Genomic DNA, 15,696 nt, shown 5'->3' on the forward strand with positions numbered 1-15,696 from the left:
CCACATTTGGAATGCGTTCCCCTGTAGGAGTGAGCCTGCTCGCGATAGCGGTATCCCATAGCAAGACTCATCCCTGACACACCTCATTCAAGGAATCTCCCATGCTCGAATCCCTGGAAAAAATGCTCGCCAAGGGTGTGGATAACTCATTGCTGCGCTTCGGCCTGGGCAAGGGTTATCTGGATCTGGGCGAAAACGCCAAGGCTGCCGAGCATTTCCAGCGCTGTGTCGGTTTTGATCCGAAGTATTCGGCGGCATGGAAACTATTGGGCAAGGCGCATCTGGCGCTGGGCGATCACGTCGCCGCGCGGCAAGCGTGGGAACAAGGTCTGGAAGCGGCCCGCGCCCATGGCGACAAGCAGGCCGAAAAGGAAATGACGGTGTTTCTAAAGAAACTGGATCGTCAGGCGCAGTGAATCAAAGGTAACGAAGACCGATGCCTTCGGCATTCACTGTCACCACTTCCATGCGCACCCGTGGCGCGCCTGTGGGTAACCCCTGCACCTGGCCGTAAACCACTGCACCTTTGGGCAAAGAAGCCAAAACCGGATGCTGCACAAACACCCCGGTAGGCGACAGGTTGCGCGTCTGTCCGAGGCATTCGCCGAAGCTGTCGTGGGTGATCTTGATGCGGAAGGATTTGCGTTGTTCGGACATCTTCTTGCGCCCTTTGATGAACGGTTGTGGATAACCTCACCAGTGAGGTTATCCACAGATCATGCCAATCAGCTCAGTACCAGCGCTCTTCGCCCGGCGGACGCTTTTTGAAGCGCTTCATGCTCCACATGTACTGGCTTGGATACGCCGCCACATAACGCTCGACGACTTTACTCATCGCTGCGCAGGATTCGGCGGTATCGGTGCTGTACATGGCTTCCGGCGCCGCTTCGAGGATCACTTTGTAGCCAGAACCGTCTGGCAGGCGCAGCGCATGCAGGAACACGCCAACGGCTTTGCCGCCGGCCAACATGTTCGGCACGAATTTACTGGTCAGCGCTTGAGTCGCGAAGAACGGCACGAAGATCCCGGCGGATTCGGCCGGTTCCGGGTCAGCGGGAATGCCCACTGCACCACCTTTGCGCACTTCCTTGATGACGCTGAGGATGCCTTCCTTGGTGGAAGCAGCGACTTTGTTGCCCAGTTGCACACGCTGTTTGCGCAGCAATTCATCCACAGCCTTGAGCTTCGGCGGACGGTAGAAAATGATCGGTTTGCACTGGCTGCAATAGAAGTGGTTGAGCACTTCCCAGTTGCCGAGGTGGCTGGTGATGCCGACCACGCCTTTGCCCGAGGCCAGCGCATCCTTGAGCACGTCGAGACCTTCGACTTCACGCACCAGGTCGATCGAACGCTGCGCCGGCCAGATCCACGCGCAGGCGCTTTCGGTCAACGACTTGCCGATGTCTTTCAAACTCTGGCCGACCAGACGTTCACGTTCGACCGGATCCATCTGTGGAAAACATTTGGCGAGGTTGATCCGCACCACTTCGCGGGAACGGTTGGGGGTTTTCCACATGATCCAGCCGATCGCCGAACCCACGGCCTGCACCGCCCGCCATGGCAGCAGGGCAAACAGCCGCAGAGCGCCTACCAGCAAGGCGCCTTTAAACTTTTCCACAGGTCACTCCTGATCTTGTGCGGTTCGCGAGGCGGCCATTCTAACCGCCGTTGGCGAGCTGCGCGTAGCGGTCGCAGTCCTGCGTGTGGTCCATGACCATGCCCGAGGCCTGCATCAGCGCGTAGCAAATGGTCGGGCCGACGAACGTGAACCCGGCCTTTTTCAAGGCTTTGCTCATCGCCAGCGCTTCGGGGGTGATCGCAGGGACTTCGCTGCGATCCTTGAAATGATTGATGATCGGTTGATCGCCAACGAACGACCAGAGCAACGCCACCGGGTCCTCCAGCGCCAGCCAGGCCTGGGCATTACGACGGGCGGCGTTGAGTTTGAGGCGGTTGCGAATAATCCCCGGATCAAGCATCAATTCGTCGATTTCGGCGTCGCTCATCTGCGCCACACGCTGTACGTCGAAGCCGAACAACACCTCGCGATAACGCTCGCGCTTGCGCAGCACGGTGATCCAGGACAACCCGGCCTGGAACCCTTCGAGCAAAAGCAACTCGAACAAACCCTGCGCATCGCGTAGCGGCGTGCCCCACTCCTGGTCGTGATAAGCCATGTACAGCGGATCTTCGGTACACCAAAAGCAGCGTGGCATAAGGCTCCAGGGGGCGTGCGCAGCAATGAATCGGGTATACTCCCGCTCTTTAAATCGCAGCCCAAGAAACAGGTGAATTTCGTGAGCCAGCCTACGCCAGCCGTGCGTACCTTCCAAGACTTGATCCTCGCGCTCCAGCAATACTGGGCCGAGCAAGGTTGTGTGGTACTTCAGCCCTACGATATGGAAGTAGGCGCCGGCACTTTCCACACCGCGACCTTCCTCCGCGCCATCGGCCCGGAAACCTGGAACGCCGCCTACGTGCAGCCAAGCCGCCGTCCGACTGACGGCCGTTACGGTGAAAACCCGAACCGTCTGCAGCACTACTACCAGTTCCAGGTGGTCCTCAAGCCGAACCCGGACAACTTTCAGGAGCTGTACCTGGGCTCGCTCAAGCATGTCGGCCTGGACCCACTGGTCCACGACATTCGCTTCGTCGAAGACAACTGGGAATCGCCGACCCTCGGCGCCTGGGGTCTGGGCTGGGAAGTCTGGCTGAACGGCATGGAAGTGACTCAGTTCACTTACTTCCAGCAGGCGGGCGGTATCGAGTGCTACCCGGTGACCGGCGAGATCACTTACGGTCTTGAGCGTCTGGCCATGTACCTGCAGGGCGTGGATTCGGTCTACGACCTGGTCTGGGCTGACGGCCCGATGGGCAAAGTCACCTACGGCGACGTGTTCCACCAGAACGAAGTGGAGCAGTCCACTTACAACTTCGAACACGCCAACGTCGACAAGCTGTTCGAACTGTTCGACTTTTATGAAGGCGAAGCCAAACGTCTGATCGAACTCGACCAGCCGCTGCCGTTGCCGAGCTACGAAATGGTCCTGAAGGCGTCGCACACCTTCAACCTGCTGGATGCGCGCCGGGCGATCTCGGTAACCGCGCGTCAGCAATACATTCTGCGCGTACGCACCCTGGCGCGTTCCGTTGCGCAAGCCTACCTGCTGGCACGCGCCAAGCTGGGCTTCCCGATGGCGACCCCGGATCTGCGTGACGAAGTACTGGCCAAGCTGGAGGCTGCACAATGAGTGCGCAAGATTTTCTGGTTGAACTGGGCACCGAAGAACTGCCACCGAAAGCCCTGAACACCTTGGCTGAGGCGTTCCTCGCCGGTATCGACAAAGGCCTGCAAGCCGCCGGCCTGAGCTACGAGACTAAAACCGTCTACGCCGCGCCACGTCGTTTGGCTGTGCTGATCACCGCGCTGGCGACCCAGCAACCGGATCGCAGCATCAACCTCGACGGCCCGCCACGTCAGGCGGCGTTCGACGCTGAAGGCAATCCGACTCAGGCAGCCCTGGGCTTTGCCAAGAAGTGCGGCGTTGATCTGAGCGAAATCGATCAGAGCGGTCCGAAACTGCGTTACAGCCAGAGTATCGCCGGCAAGCCGACCGCGAGCCTGCTGCCGACCATCGTCGAAGATTCGCTGAACGACCTGCCAATCCCGAAACGCATGCGTTGGGGTGCGCGCAAGGAAGAGTTCGTGCGTCCGACCCAATGGCTGGTGATGCTGCTCGGTGACCAGGTCATCGATTGCACCATCCTCGCGCAAAAGGCTGGCCGTGATTCCCGTGGTCACCGTTTCCATCACCCGCAAAGCGTGCGCATCGGTTCGCCGTCGAGCTACCTCGCCGACCTGCGTGCCGCTTATGTACTCGCCGATGCAAACGAGCGTCGCGAGATCATCAGCAAGCGCACCGAAGAACTGGCCACCCGTCAGGAAGGCACGGCAATCGTTCCGCCGGCACTGCTTGACGAAGTGACCGCGCTGGTTGAATGGCCGGTGCCGCTGGTGTGCTCGTTCGAGGAACGTTTCCTCGACGTGCCGCAGGAAGCGCTGATCACCACCATGCAGGACAACCAGAAGTACTTCTGCCTGCTGGATGCCGACGGCAAGTTGCTGCCACGTTTCATCACTGTGGCCAACATCGAAAGTAAAGATCCGCAGCAGATCATCGCCGGTAACGAAAAAGTGGTTCGCCCACGCCTGACCGACGCCGAGTTCTTCTTCAAGCAAGACAAGAAGCAGAAACTCGAAGCTTTCAATGATCGCCTGAAGAACGTGGTGTTCCAGGAAAAACTCGGCAGCGTCTACGACAAGGCCGAACGCGTATCGAAACTGGCTGCGTACATCGCCGCACGCATTGGCGGCAACGCTTCGTGGGCTGCTCGCGCTGGCCTGCTGTCGAAGTGCGACCTGGCCACCGAAATGGTCGGCGAGTTCCCGGAGATGCAAGGTGTCGCCGGCTATTACTACGCCCTCAATGATGGCGAGCCGGAAGACGTCGCGCTGGCGCTCAACGAGCAGTACATGCCACGCGGTGCCGGTGCAGAACTGCCAGCCACCCTGACCGGTGCAGCCGTCGCGATCGCTGACAAGCTCGACACCCTGGTCGGTATCTTCGGTATCGGCATGCTGCCAACCGGTAGCAAAGACCCGTACGCCCTGCGCCGTGCGGCACTCGGCGTGCTGCGTATCCTCATCGAGAAAAAACTCGATCTGGACCTGAACGACGCCGTCGCATTCGCGGTGAATGCGTTCGGTGCCAAGGTCAAGGCTGCCGGCCTCAACGAGTCCGTATTGGAGTTCATCTTCGACCGTCTCCGTGCACGTTACGAAGACGAAGGCGTTGAAGTGGCGACTTACCTGTCGGTGCGTGCCCTGAAGCCGGGATCGGCGCTGGACTTCGATCAGCGTGTGCAAGCGGTTCAGGCCTTCCGCAAACTGCCGGAAGCGGCAGCGCTGGCGGCGGTGAACAAGCGTGTATCGAACCTGCTGAGCAAACTCGAAGGCGCGGTGCCGACCGAGGTGCAAGCCAAGTATTTCGACAACGCCAATGAGTTCTCGCTGTACTCGGCGATCCAGCAAGCGGATCAAGCGGTGCAGCCAATGGCCGCGGCGCGTCAGTACAACGAATCGCTGGCCCGCCTGGCGGCATTGCGTGAGCCGGTGGATGCGTTCTTCGACGCGGTGATGGTCAATGCCGACGACGCCAATGTGCGGGCCAACCGTTACGCGCTGCTGGCGCGTCTGCGTGGCCTGTTCCTCGGTGTTGCCGACATTTCGCTGCTGGGTTGAGGGATTGCTGTTGAAACTGCTGATTCTCGATCGGGACGGAGTGATCAATTACGACTCCGACGCTTACATCAAGTCCGTGGCGGAGTGGATTCCGTTGCCCGGCTCGATCGAAGCGATTGCGCAGTTGAGCAAGGCCGGCTGGACGGTGGCGGTGGCCACCAACCAGTCGGGCATTGCTCGCGGCTATTACGACCTCGCCACCCTCGATGCCATGCACGCGCGTTTGCGCGAGTTGGTGGCGGAGCAGGGCGGTGACGTCGGGCTGATCGTGTATTGCCCGCACGGGCCGGACGAAGGCTGCGATTGCCGCAAACCGAAACCGGGAATGTTGAAAACCATCGCGGCGCATTACAACGTCGAGCTGACCAATGTCTGGTTCGTCGGCGACAGCCTTGGTGACCTGGAGGCCGCCAAAGCCGTCGATTCACAGCCAGTTTTGGTAAAGACCGGAAAAGGCGCAAAGACTCAGGGCAAAACCCTGCCGGTTGGCACTCTGATTTTTGACGATCTGGCGGCGATTGCCGCAGAACTTATCCACAACTAGAGTACTTCTGAAGTTCCTGACCAGGGATTGATCGGGAGTGCGCTTGAACACTCGGGCATTGCCCCGTCACGGTAAACGTCACTATGTCGATACTGCGGGCCATCAGGATTTTTCTCTTTTACCTGCTGCTGGGCACCACCTCCCTGCTGTGGTGCAGCTTGAGTTTTTTTATCGCGCCGTTTTTGCCATTCAAGGCGCGTTATCGTTTTATCAACGTGTACTGGTGTCGCTGCGCCTTGTGGTTGACCAAGGTGTTTCTCGGTATCCGTTACGAAATCAAAGGCGCGCAAAACGTGCCTGACAGGCCCTGCGTGATTCAGTCGAACCACCAGAGCACTTGGGAGACGTTCTTTCTCTCCGCTTATTTCTCGCCGTTGAGCCAGGTGCTCAAGCGCGAACTGCTTTACGTGCCGTTCTTCGGCTGGGCGATGGCCATGTTGCGGCCGATCGCGATTGATCGCGATAACCCGAAAGCTGCTTTGAAACAAGTCGCGGCGAAGGGTGATGAGTTGCTGAAGGACAACGTTTGGGTGCTGATCTTCCCGGAAGGTACACGCGTTCCTTACGGCACTGTCGGCAAGTTCTCCCGCAGTGGTAGCGCTTTGGCGGTGAATGCGGCGCTTCCTGTGCTGCCGATTGCACACAATGCCGGCAAGTTCTGGCCGAAAATCGGCTGGGGCAAGAAGTCCGGGGTGATCACCGTAGTCATCGGCGAACCGATGTATGCCGAAGGCACAGGCCCGCGCGCCATCGCCGAGCTGAACGACCGGGTGCAAGCCTGGAACGAGAAGACTCAGCGCGAAATGGGCTCGCTGCCACCGGCCCCGCAGGCACCTGCTGCAAGCGATCAAGTGGCTGTCTGAGATTTTGTGGATAACCTGTGTACGGTTTTGTTGAAAACGCTTGAATATTGATAATAAGTGATTGATTTACTTATATATTTCTCAAGCTCATAAAAGACCGTAAAAGGTGCATAAGTTTTTTTCGGTTGTAAGAAAACCGGCTGATATAGCCGGTTTTTTTGTGCCTGATCAGTCGGGGACAAGCGGTAACTCAAGCAGGAAGGTGGTGCCTTGATCAACCGCGCTGCGGCATTCAATTTTGCCGCCGTGATGATCGACTACCGCTTTGACCATCGATAAGCCGAGGCCCACGCCGTCGATGCCCTGCGCGGAAGAAAAACGTCGGTATTGACTGAACAGGTCGGGCAATTCATCAGCGGCGATGCCCTTGCCTTGATCGATCAATTCACAGTGCAACCATTCCTCGCGGCAACTGAAGCGCAGGGTGATAGTGGTATCTGCCGGGCTGTACTTGATCGCGTTCTCCAAGAGGTTGAACAGCGCGCGGGTCAGCAAGCCCTGATCAGCATTGATCAGACGTTCTTGCGACTCTTCATCCATGTCATGCAGCAGCTCGATACGTTTCTGCTGGGCGATGGGCAACGCTTGATCCAGCACGTCCAGCACCAACATCGCGAACAACGTCGGCTGAAATTGGTAAGCCTCGGATTCGGCACGCGCCAGCAGAACAAACCCGTCAGTCAGATCCAGCGCGCGACGTACCTGGCGTTCGATTTGTTCGAACAACGGCGCATCGGCCCCCACTTGATGACGGTGCACATCGAGCAAGGCGAGGATCGCCGAGTGCGGGGCGCGCAGGTCGTGGGAAAGGAAGCGCAGCAACACGCTACGTTGTTCCTCGGCCTCGCGTTCAGCGCTGAGGTCAGTGAGGCTCAGGAGCCAGCCAATTGGCGTGTCACCGTCCACCGGAAGGAGGGCGGCACGCTCGAGACGCAGGCTGCGTTCCTTGCTATCGCGAAACTCCAACAGCGGCAGGGCGGACAAAGTCGGTCGCGCTTCTGTGGATAAATCCGGGTAACCGAGGCTCGCCAGTTGATCGAGAACATCGTCCCCCACCAAGTTGTGATCGAATAGCTGGCGAGCCTTGCGATTGCCCAGCAGGATCTGGCCCTTGGGATCGCTGATCAGCGTGGCGACTGGCAGATACTCCAAGCCGTCGGCAATAAAGCGCCGGGTATCGCGGGTACGGCTCATGGCTTGCTCAAGCGCCATGATCTGGCCCTGCAGGCGATCAGCACCCGTGAATTGCGAGCGACGGCGTTCGGGGAAAACTTTCGGCTCGCTGTCGAGCCGTGCCAGCTCCCAACCGAAATAGGTCAGCACTACACTCAGGCGCCGCCAGTTCCAGATCAGATAACCGAACAACATCCCCAGCACTGCCGGCGTCGGCGACCACCAACGACGCGCTTCCGCTAAACCTGCACTGGTCAGCAACGCGCACGCCATGCCGATCAACGTTACCCAGAGCGCCCAACGCGGGCGCCATAACAGAAATCCAAGACTGCCCGCCACCAAAGCAACTGACAACAACGCGCCCATAACTGGAGTCGCATCGTGCAGGTTGATCTGCGCGCGATAAGACAGCAACGCAGTCAGCGGCAACAGCACTAGACTTATCCACAACCACTCACGCACCAACTGTCGAAACAGTCGCTGCACCTGACTCGGCTCACGGCTTTCGCGCCGGCGCTGATTGTTCATGGGGAAAAAGGGCGGGGCAGGGTGAATGCTTTCATAGGTCACAGGTCTGAGACGTAGACCCGAAGAATCATAGCGGACGTCGACCAACGGCGGGCCGCTTACTTTCAAGGTGATGACCAAGCGACTATGGTTGACGCCCAACTGCCCAAGCAACAAGGAACTATCGCGTATGCGCGTTGCGATACTGGACGACGAACCCGCCGAACTGCGCCGGGTCGAGCAAACCCTGCAGCAGATGGCCGATACCGGCGAACAGCCGTGGTCACTGCACAGTTTCGAACGCGGTGAGGACCTGCTGCGCCAACTGCGCCGGGAAACCTTCGACCTGCTGATCCTCGATTGGCAACTGCCCGACCTCACCGGTCTGGCCCTGCTGCGCTGGACCCGCGAGCATATGGAAGCGCCACCGGCGGCGATTATGCTGACCAGTCGTGATGGCGAGAGCGATATTGTTCAGGCGTTGAATGCCGGGGCTGATGATTATGTGAGCAAGCCGTTTCGGCCGAATGAGTTGAAGGCGCGGGTGGCTGCGGTGTTGCGTCGGCATAGCCAGCAACGGGCGGCTAGCGAAGTATTGAGCTTCAATGACCTGACCTTCGATGACGCCGAACTGACCGTCACCCGCGAGGGCAAACCCATCGTCATGACCGAGCGTGAGTATCGACTGGCTCGGTGTCTGTTCAGCAATCTGGGCCGGCCATTGTCTCGGGATTATCTGTATGAGCGGTTTTGGCCGCATGAGGAGATGGCATCGTCACGGCCGTTGGATACGCATATCTATAGATTGCGCAACAAACTCGGGCTGACGGCGGATCGAGGGTGGCAGTTACTGACTATTTATGGATATGGGTATCGGTTGGAGAGTGTGGCAGCGGTAAACGAGTGAGTTACGTGCAATAAATTGATCAAAAGCGCCTGCAAGCTCCAAGTTAAGTTTCCCATCTTGACCAAGATGTTGCCGGCGACAGGCCTTGATCAATGGGGTGGAGCACTTGTCGGTTGACGCCAGGTTGAATACAGAAACACGATCGCCAACAGGGTGAACGGGACGGCGGTGACAGGAGCAAATCCCGAAACTATATAACCCGCTGATCCTCCTACCATAATTGCCAATGCGAGAAAGAAATAGTCACTTTTTTTATGGGTGTCTCGGATAATAAGTTTAAGCATCTTGATTTCCGCGAATAGTTGAACATCGTGATCCATAGAGCGCCGTATGCTGTCGCGGTGTGTTCAATCTTTCCCGCAATTAACACGGTCGCAACTTGAATGCTGTCAGGATAAACATGGGCACAGCATATGTTTTAACCAAAGACGGCATTCCAATCCAATTTATTGTAATCGGCACAGGTCAATTCACCCGCCTGACTTCAGCATTAAAGGCAACAGCGCGTGACATTAATCGCAGGTACTGCGACGCACTACCCAAAACAATCAATAGTAGTTTTCCTGGAAAAATCACGCCGCCCTAAAGTTTATGCAAACGCACTTAGATTAAATCTCTATCCCTCGACCGACACCAGCGCGCCGGTGATACTCCAAATGCTTTTTTGAAATGCTTGGTCATGTGGCTTTGATCAAAAAAACCTGCCTCTACCGAAGCTTCCACCAGCGATTTACCCGCAAAAATCGCCGCTTTGACTCGGTCCAAACGTCGCATCGTCAGATAGCGGTGGGGGCTTGTGCCGAAATAAACCCGATAGTCTTTGGATAAACTCCACTTGTCCCGACCGGTGCAATCAGCCAGGTCATCCAGGCTGACCGGTTGCTGAAGATTATCGTTCATATACTCCCGCGCTCTGTCGGCCGCCGTAAAGCAATTGGCACCGGTAGCGGCACGCTCGCCACATATGGCTTGCAGCGTGGTGAAGAGTTGAAATATAGCGTCGTCCTCCTCTAGCGGATCGAGCGGATCATCCAACGCGGAAAGTATGTTGTCAGTTGCAGCGGCAAACCGGGGATCACTGGAGATGCCTCCTTTCAGGAAGGGCAAAGGTTTACCGTGCAGCACCTGCTGAGCTAACTCCGGAGTGATATACAGCATTCGATAACGGAAGCCCGAATCGCTGCCGGCATGGCCGTCGTGTTCTTCATCTGGGTGCAGGACCAAGGTTTCCCCTGGCAGGCTATTCCGATTCTCCCCGCGATAGCGAAAACTTTGCACGCCCGAAAGTGTCCGGCCAATGGCATATGTGTCATGCCGATGAGGGTCAAAACCATGTGCGCTAAAAAAAGCTTCCAACCGCTCGAGTTTTGATGTGTGAGGCGAATGTCGTACCCAATCCTTCGGAGATGGAAGCTCAATCATGGCCGAACTACCTGGCTTTTGAAGATTCCTGACATAGTGCTGATCCTTAGCGAGATGGTCTAACGTTTGACAATTGGCAGGATAATAAGCATGCCCAGCTTTCAAGAAGCTAGCACTGTGCTCTGATTTTTTGAAGAGCCACCTGCTCTCCAGCACAGAACTTTCATCTAAGGTATGAGTACTATAGATCCAGTCGTGTTACGACTTTCCAACAACGTGTGTGCTCGCTCGGCTTCCGCAAGCGACAGGGTTGCGCCCACTTGAACCTTCATCCCCTCTCGCAAACACTGGAAAAATTCCTCCGCATAGCTTTGCAGTACTGCTGAATCGCTGATGTAGTCGAACAATATGGGGCGGCTGACTGTTAGTGATCCCGCGCGTGCCAGTTGCGCTAGTGCCACGTTTTCAACGGGCCCTGATGAATTGCCAAAACTGATGATATGCCCGCAGGAAGCTGTGGCATTCAGCGAGGCTTGCCAGGTAGAACGCCCGACTGAGTCGTAGACAAATGGCACCCCCTTTCCGCCGGTTAGCCGCCTTGTCTGGTCGGCGATGTCATCTCCAGCAAGCAGGGTCGTCCACGCTCCCGCCGAGCGCGCCAACTCAGCCTTGGCTTGCGTTGAAACAACGCCGATCAGGCGAATACCTTTGCGCTTGGCGTATTGGCAGGCCAGCAAGCCCACGCCACCGGCTGCGGCATGAAAAAGAACCGTATCCCCGCTTTTCGGCTGACTGACCCGATTGAACAAGCAAATCGTGGTAAGACCCTTTAGCAAGCCGCCGGCGGCGGTTACGTAGCTGATATCGTCCGGCAGGTGAACAAGTCGGCTTTGATCCACCCAGTGTTGTGTTGCATAGGCGCCCAGCGAAGATTGTACGTAAGCAACCCTGTCACCAATCCGGAATCGCGTCACATCGTCTGCACATTCAATCACCGTACCAGCGCCCTCGGTGCCCAACCCTGAGGGCAACGCAGGAGGAGGGTACAGTCCGGAGCGGAAGTAGGTGTCGATAAAATTCACACCAATCGCGTGATTGTGGATTCTCACTTGTCCCGGCCCCAACGCATTGACCGCCATAGACTGGTACTCAATCACGGAAGGTGATCCGTGGGAACGAAAGATCACTTGTAGTGTGTCGTCAGTTTTCATTTGAGTGCCGAGCAAGTCAGGTAAATGGAAAAGGAGAGTAGAGACAGCCCGATCAGTTTGGGCACCCAGAGTTGCATGGCATGGCTTGGAGCTGTCCGTACGACCTGCCCCAACCAGGCCCAGGCGAATCCAATCGGCACGACGATCAGGACGAAGGACAGCAGCGCCCAACTGTAGAGCTGCGCAGTACCATAAACTTCTCGCGGAAACACCACAGAGGCAAATAACAGTGCCTTGGGATTGAGCAACGTTGCAGTCAGCAATGATCTGGAGCTTACTGCCGGGCGGCGGGACTCGCTTGCCAGCAGCTTCGTTGAGGCAATGCGCACAGCCAGATAAGCCAGATAGGCCGCGCACAGTAACTTCACTGCTGTACCGATGCCCGGATACCGTGCGGACAATGCTATGAGTACAAACCCCCAAGCGCTGATTGCAATGCTGTAGCCAAATGCTTCGGTGGCGATCAGAGGCAAAGTTTTGGCTGGGCCACAGGTATAACCGGATGTCATTAGCAAGGTGTTGGTAGGGCCAGGCATCATCAAAATCAACGATGCACCTGTGGTGACGTTGAGAAACACGTTAATGAAATCCATTTCAAAGGCGATCCAGTCGAGTTACAAGGCGATAAAATCTCGCAGGCTGTCTATTACTTCCGGCAGGTTCTGACGAACGAAAAAGTGATCACCAGGGAACACTTGGTGGAAACAATTCTCCGTGGTCTTGCTAGACCATGCCTCCAAACCGGAGATCGGGACAGAAGGGTCGGCATCGCCGCCGATCGCGAGAACGGGTATTGAAACCGGGTCAGCGTCAGCAAGATTTATGCTTTCAGAAAGAATGAAGTCGCTACGCAAGGTCCTCAGGGCAATCGCACGCAAACCCGGATTAGCCGCCACTTCTTGGGGAAGACCTCCGAGCCCCATGATGTACTTCATGAACTGCTCGTCGTTCATGGTTGATGAACACAATCGATCTGCGGCAGCTGCTGAGCTCGCACATGCCGTAAGCGAAACTATCCGCGCATTGGGATAGAGAGAATCGCAGTAGGTAGCGAATTTATGCGCGATGCCAGCACCCAGGCTGTAGCCAAACAAGTGCAAAGGCAGCTTGAACAGATCGCTGGCAGCGTGGACCAATGGCGGCAAAAGATCATTGATATCCGTGATGAACGGCTCGCCAAAACGTGCTTCCCGTCCTGGTAACTGGATAGCGCAAACTTCAATTTGCGGGCCCAGCATCGCTTGCCAGTCTCTATAGAACGAGGCGCTGCCGCCGCCGAACGGAAAACACAGCAATCGACTGCGAGCTGCCGGTTGGACAGTTCTCTGCAGCCATCTGGTCGAGGGTGGGTTACGCATCGTTCGCCTCGACCGGCCGTTCGAAATAGTCGTTGCCATTCGTGGTGAACCAGTCGCGGCGTGGTGGCGTAAACACATCAAGGTCGATCGTGTCCTCAAGGCACTCCGCTGCGTGCGGTACATTGGCTGGAAAGTGCAGAACGTCCCCCGCACACAATGTTGTGCTCTGCTCCATATCCAGCCCGTGTGTGAAGCGGATTTTTCCCTTGAGGATATAAGTCATCTGTTCGTTGGGATGACTGTGATGCTTAACGACGGCGCCAGCCTTCATCGTCAGCTTGACCATCATCAGCTCATCACCGCTGACGATCTGCCGGACTATCAAGTCGCCCAATTGCTCTCTCGGGACGGTATCCCAATTGATCACCGGCTGTTGCTTGTGCATGTCAGAGTCCTTGCGTGTGAGCGTAGAAGTCGTAAAGCATGAAAGCCGCACAGATCGCCAGAGCGACACCCATCAGCCGATTGAAGAAGTTGAAGTAAGACTCTTTGGTGATGCGCTTGCCAAGAACAGCGCCCAGCAGCGAATAGATACCGGGGGCTCCTGCGCCGCCCAGTGCGATCATGGTTGATACCACCGCGATACTGGCACCGGTGACATGGGCAGCCGGGAACATCACCGTGGTGATGGGCAGAACCACCATCATCCCTTTTGGATTCAGCGCCTGGATCAAGAAGCCGTTCCAGAATGTAAGTGGTTTGTCCGGCGACTGCGTCTCTTCGGTCTTGCCCGGCAGAACCACTTTTGAGGTAAATACCTTGAACGCCAGGTACAAGGTATAAAGCCCACCGATGAGCGCCAGGTATGGCAGTACGGAGCGAGAAATCAGCGCCTCGCCGGTGTAACCAAAAATAAGGAATAACGCGAACATCGCGCAGCCTACGCCGATGAAGAATCCGACCGTGCGACGAAACTGTCCCGTGAGTCCGGCATTCAGACCCATCACATTGACCGGACCGGGGCTGTACATGACGCTGAACGCGTAGAGGAAGATTTCCATGTCGTGATCTCCTGTTTCAGGCCGATTTGAGGCCAAATGTTGAAAGAATCGAGGTGTAGGCAGACTGGTCGACTACTTCATCGTTAGCGACCATCTGCTTCTGCCATTGGTAAAAGGTCCGGAAGGCCGAGACCGGATCGCCTTGGGTTAGCGCGGTAGTCACTTGAGCAGGCGGCAATGCACCGTTCTCTCCCAAACGAGCTGAAAGCTTCTGACAACCATTGAGGAAACTGTCGATCTGGTCGATCAAAGCCTTGCGGATCACTAGCACCTTCTCGGGTTCTTCCCCAACCAAAAGCGCAAGGTCTACCGCTGGATCGCCTTCACTGCGGCTACCGGCATACTCGACGGACTCAAGCAGCGTCAGAGGAACAAATGCCTCTAATCCACCCAAATCGAAGATCAGCCCGGCAAGCACACCAATATTCTTCTTCTGTATTGCCGCGTCGACTTGCAGATGATCCGGGCGATGCGCGACCGTGGTCACCGCTGCCTGAAAACTTGGGCTGAAATCCACCCGAACGGGTAATCCTTGGGTCGATTCCTGATGGAATGTCCCGTGTTGAGGGCTCCAGTACAGTTCTGCCCTCTCTGGCGAAGTTTGCTCAATACGAGCAATCACTTCGCCAGGGATGCGTTTATCTTCGTGCAACCGAGCGCTACCCTTGCGCAGAAGCACGTTGATTGTGTCGTTGTGGACTTGCGCCGCAGGCTTGCTATCAAGCCAACCGGTGCGGATGGCGAAACCAGCTTTGAGCACAGGGGGGGTCGGCATCGAGTGCTCGTCCACTTGCGCATCGAGAGAGAGGGCGAACCGAATCGGCAGACCGACCTGCTTGGCGAACTCAAGATCAGTCTTGTTGTGAGCAGGGTTAACCAGTACGGCACCCGTACCGAAGTCGGGCTTGACCCAGTCCGCGACCCACACGGACATCAGGTCGCCAGTTAACGGATTACGGACATAGGCACCGGTGAAATAGTTGTCGGCATCGGGGCGTTCGGACAATCGACGTGTGAACCAGTGATATTTGTGTACGGCGATGGCGCAGGCTGCTGTGCAGGAGCTCCAGTCCGTGACGAATACATCGATGGACTCTGGCGAATCGAAAAGCTTCAACGAACAGATCGCGCCTTGGGATTGACGCACGCTCTTTCGAATCCGCGAGACAATTTTTTCCGACCAGAATGGAATCTGTGTCGAGATTTGCACCGTGGCATCGCTGGATGGACCATAAAATGCCTCGAATGAACCATCTTCGAGTGTGTTGAAGTGCACTTGACCATTTTCCAGCAGCCGGTTCAGGTGCAAGCCCGCCTCGATCTTATCGGCAGTGACCGGCGCGCATTGGGTTGCACGACTCATGAACGCGGCAAACAGCGAGCCTCGCTTGAAGGTAAGGTCAGCAGCTTCGCCAGTTTGTGGCTGCTCCAGCAATGCGAAAGTTTTCATCATCTTTTCTCCAGATAA

General features: G+C 56.7%; 17 protein-coding genes. 6 read left to right on the forward strand and 11 right to left on the reverse strand.

What is annotated here, in order from left to right; all coding sequences use genetic code 11:
* The first annotated feature begins 101 nt into the window (after positions 1 to 101).
* Complete coding sequence (locus ACI514_RS25255; RefSeq protein ID WP_095119685.1) at positions 102 to 416, forward strand: tetratricopeptide repeat protein; 315 nt, start codon at positions 102 to 104, stop codon at positions 414 to 416.
* A gap of 1 nt (position 417) precedes the next feature.
* On the opposite strand, the gene ACI514_RS25260 is transcribed toward ACI514_RS25255, so the two are convergent.
* From ACI514_RS25260 to ACI514_RS25270, 3 genes are all read right to left on the reverse strand, one after another.
* Positions 418 to 657 (reverse strand): PilZ domain-containing protein, encoded by a 240-nt coding sequence (locus tag ACI514_RS25260; RefSeq protein ID WP_095119686.1) that lies wholly within the window; start codon positions 655 to 657, stop codon positions 418 to 420.
* Between the two features lie 73 nt (positions 658 to 730).
* Entirely contained in the window at positions 731 to 1,618 is an 888-nt protein-coding gene (locus tag ACI514_RS25265; protein WP_405122597.1) for a lysophospholipid acyltransferase, read from the reverse strand.
* A gap of 40 nt (positions 1,619 to 1,658) precedes the next feature.
* Positions 1,659 to 2,216 carry a DNA-3-methyladenine glycosylase I gene (locus tag ACI514_RS25270; protein ID WP_405122598.1) on the reverse strand — a complete coding sequence of 186 codons (558 nt, stop codon included), beginning with the start codon at positions 2,214 to 2,216 and terminating at the stop codon, positions 1,659 to 1,661.
* An 81-nt stretch (positions 2,217 to 2,297) separates the two neighbouring features.
* Between ACI514_RS25270 and glyQ the strand changes: the two genes are divergently transcribed.
* From glyQ to ACI514_RS25290, 4 genes are all read left to right on the forward strand, one after another.
* On the forward strand, positions 2,298 to 3,251 hold the full coding sequence (gene glyQ / locus ACI514_RS25275) for a glycine--tRNA ligase subunit alpha (RefSeq protein ID WP_034152298.1): 954 nt from the start codon (positions 2,298 to 2,300) through the stop codon (positions 3,249 to 3,251).
* A complete protein-coding gene (gene glyS / locus ACI514_RS25280) occupies positions 3,248 to 5,302 on the forward strand; it encodes a glycine--tRNA ligase subunit beta (protein WP_405122599.1) in 2,055 nt (684 codons plus the stop codon). The genes glyQ and glyS overlap by 4 nt, the downstream gene beginning before the upstream one ends.
* Positions 5,303 to 5,306: 4 nt before the next feature.
* Positions 5,307 to 5,846, forward strand: a complete 540-nt coding sequence (gmhB, locus tag ACI514_RS25285; protein WP_174244422.1) for a D-glycero-beta-D-manno-heptose 1,7-bisphosphate 7-phosphatase — start codon at positions 5,307 to 5,309, stop codon at positions 5,844 to 5,846.
* Positions 5,847 to 5,929: 83 nt separating this feature from the next.
* On the forward strand, positions 5,930 to 6,709 hold the full coding sequence (locus ACI514_RS25290; RefSeq protein WP_160054431.1) for a 1-acyl-sn-glycerol-3-phosphate acyltransferase: 780 nt from the start codon (positions 5,930 to 5,932) through the stop codon (positions 6,707 to 6,709).
* 168 nt (positions 6,710 to 6,877) lie between these two features.
* Here the strand turns inward: ACI514_RS25290 and ACI514_RS25295 are convergent, their stop codons facing one another.
* Positions 6,878 to 8,410 carry a HAMP domain-containing sensor histidine kinase gene (locus ACI514_RS25295; RefSeq protein WP_160054429.1) on the reverse strand — a complete coding sequence of 511 codons (1,533 nt, stop codon included), beginning with the start codon at positions 8,408 to 8,410 and terminating at the stop codon, positions 6,878 to 6,880.
* Positions 8,411 to 8,579: 169 nt separating this feature from the next.
* On the opposite strand from ACI514_RS25295, the gene ACI514_RS25300 reads away from it, so the two are divergent.
* Positions 8,580 to 9,296 (forward strand): response regulator transcription factor, encoded by a 717-nt coding sequence (locus tag ACI514_RS25300; protein WP_405122600.1) that lies wholly within the window; start codon positions 8,580 to 8,582, stop codon positions 9,294 to 9,296.
* A 603-nt stretch (positions 9,297 to 9,899) separates the two neighbouring features.
* Here ACI514_RS25300 and ACI514_RS25305 read toward each other — a convergent pair.
* The 7 genes from ACI514_RS25305 to ACI514_RS25335 form a co-directional block, all read right to left on the reverse strand.
* Positions 9,900 to 10,718 carry an AraC family transcriptional regulator gene (locus tag ACI514_RS25305; RefSeq protein ID WP_174244421.1) on the reverse strand — a complete coding sequence of 273 codons (819 nt, stop codon included), beginning with the start codon at positions 10,716 to 10,718 and terminating at the stop codon, positions 9,900 to 9,902.
* Between the two features lie 167 nt (positions 10,719 to 10,885).
* Positions 10,886 to 11,869 carry a quinone oxidoreductase gene (locus ACI514_RS25310; RefSeq protein WP_160054425.1) on the reverse strand — a complete coding sequence of 328 codons (984 nt, stop codon included), beginning with the start codon at positions 11,867 to 11,869 and terminating at the stop codon, positions 10,886 to 10,888.
* Positions 11,866 to 12,462 carry a LysE family translocator gene (locus ACI514_RS25315; protein WP_160054423.1) on the reverse strand — a complete coding sequence of 199 codons (597 nt, stop codon included), beginning with the start codon at positions 12,460 to 12,462 and terminating at the stop codon, positions 11,866 to 11,868. The genes ACI514_RS25310 and ACI514_RS25315 overlap by 4 nt, the downstream gene beginning before the upstream one ends.
* A gap of 21 nt (positions 12,463 to 12,483) precedes the next feature.
* On the reverse strand, positions 12,484 to 13,227 hold the full coding sequence (locus ACI514_RS25320; protein ID WP_405122601.1) for a thioesterase II family protein: 744 nt from the start codon (positions 13,225 to 13,227) through the stop codon (positions 12,484 to 12,486).
* A complete protein-coding gene (locus ACI514_RS25325) occupies positions 13,220 to 13,612 on the reverse strand; it encodes a cupin domain-containing protein (RefSeq protein WP_160054419.1) in 393 nt (130 codons plus the stop codon). Before ACI514_RS25325 ends, ACI514_RS25320 begins: the two co-directional genes overlap by 8 nt.
* A gap of 1 nt (position 13,613) precedes the next feature.
* Positions 13,614 to 14,228, reverse strand: a complete 615-nt coding sequence (locus tag ACI514_RS25330) for a LysE family translocator (RefSeq protein WP_405122602.1) — start codon at positions 14,226 to 14,228, stop codon at positions 13,614 to 13,616.
* Between the two features lie 16 nt (positions 14,229 to 14,244).
* Entirely contained in the window at positions 14,245 to 15,678 is a 1,434-nt protein-coding gene (locus ACI514_RS25335; protein WP_160054415.1) for a class I tRNA ligase family protein, read from the reverse strand.
* Between the last annotated feature and the right edge of the window lie 18 nt (positions 15,679 to 15,696).

Source organism: Pseudomonas sp. M20 (assembly GCF_045037865.1).
In the GTDB taxonomy this organism is placed as follows: domain Bacteria; phylum Pseudomonadota; class Gammaproteobacteria; order Pseudomonadales; family Pseudomonadaceae; genus Aquipseudomonas.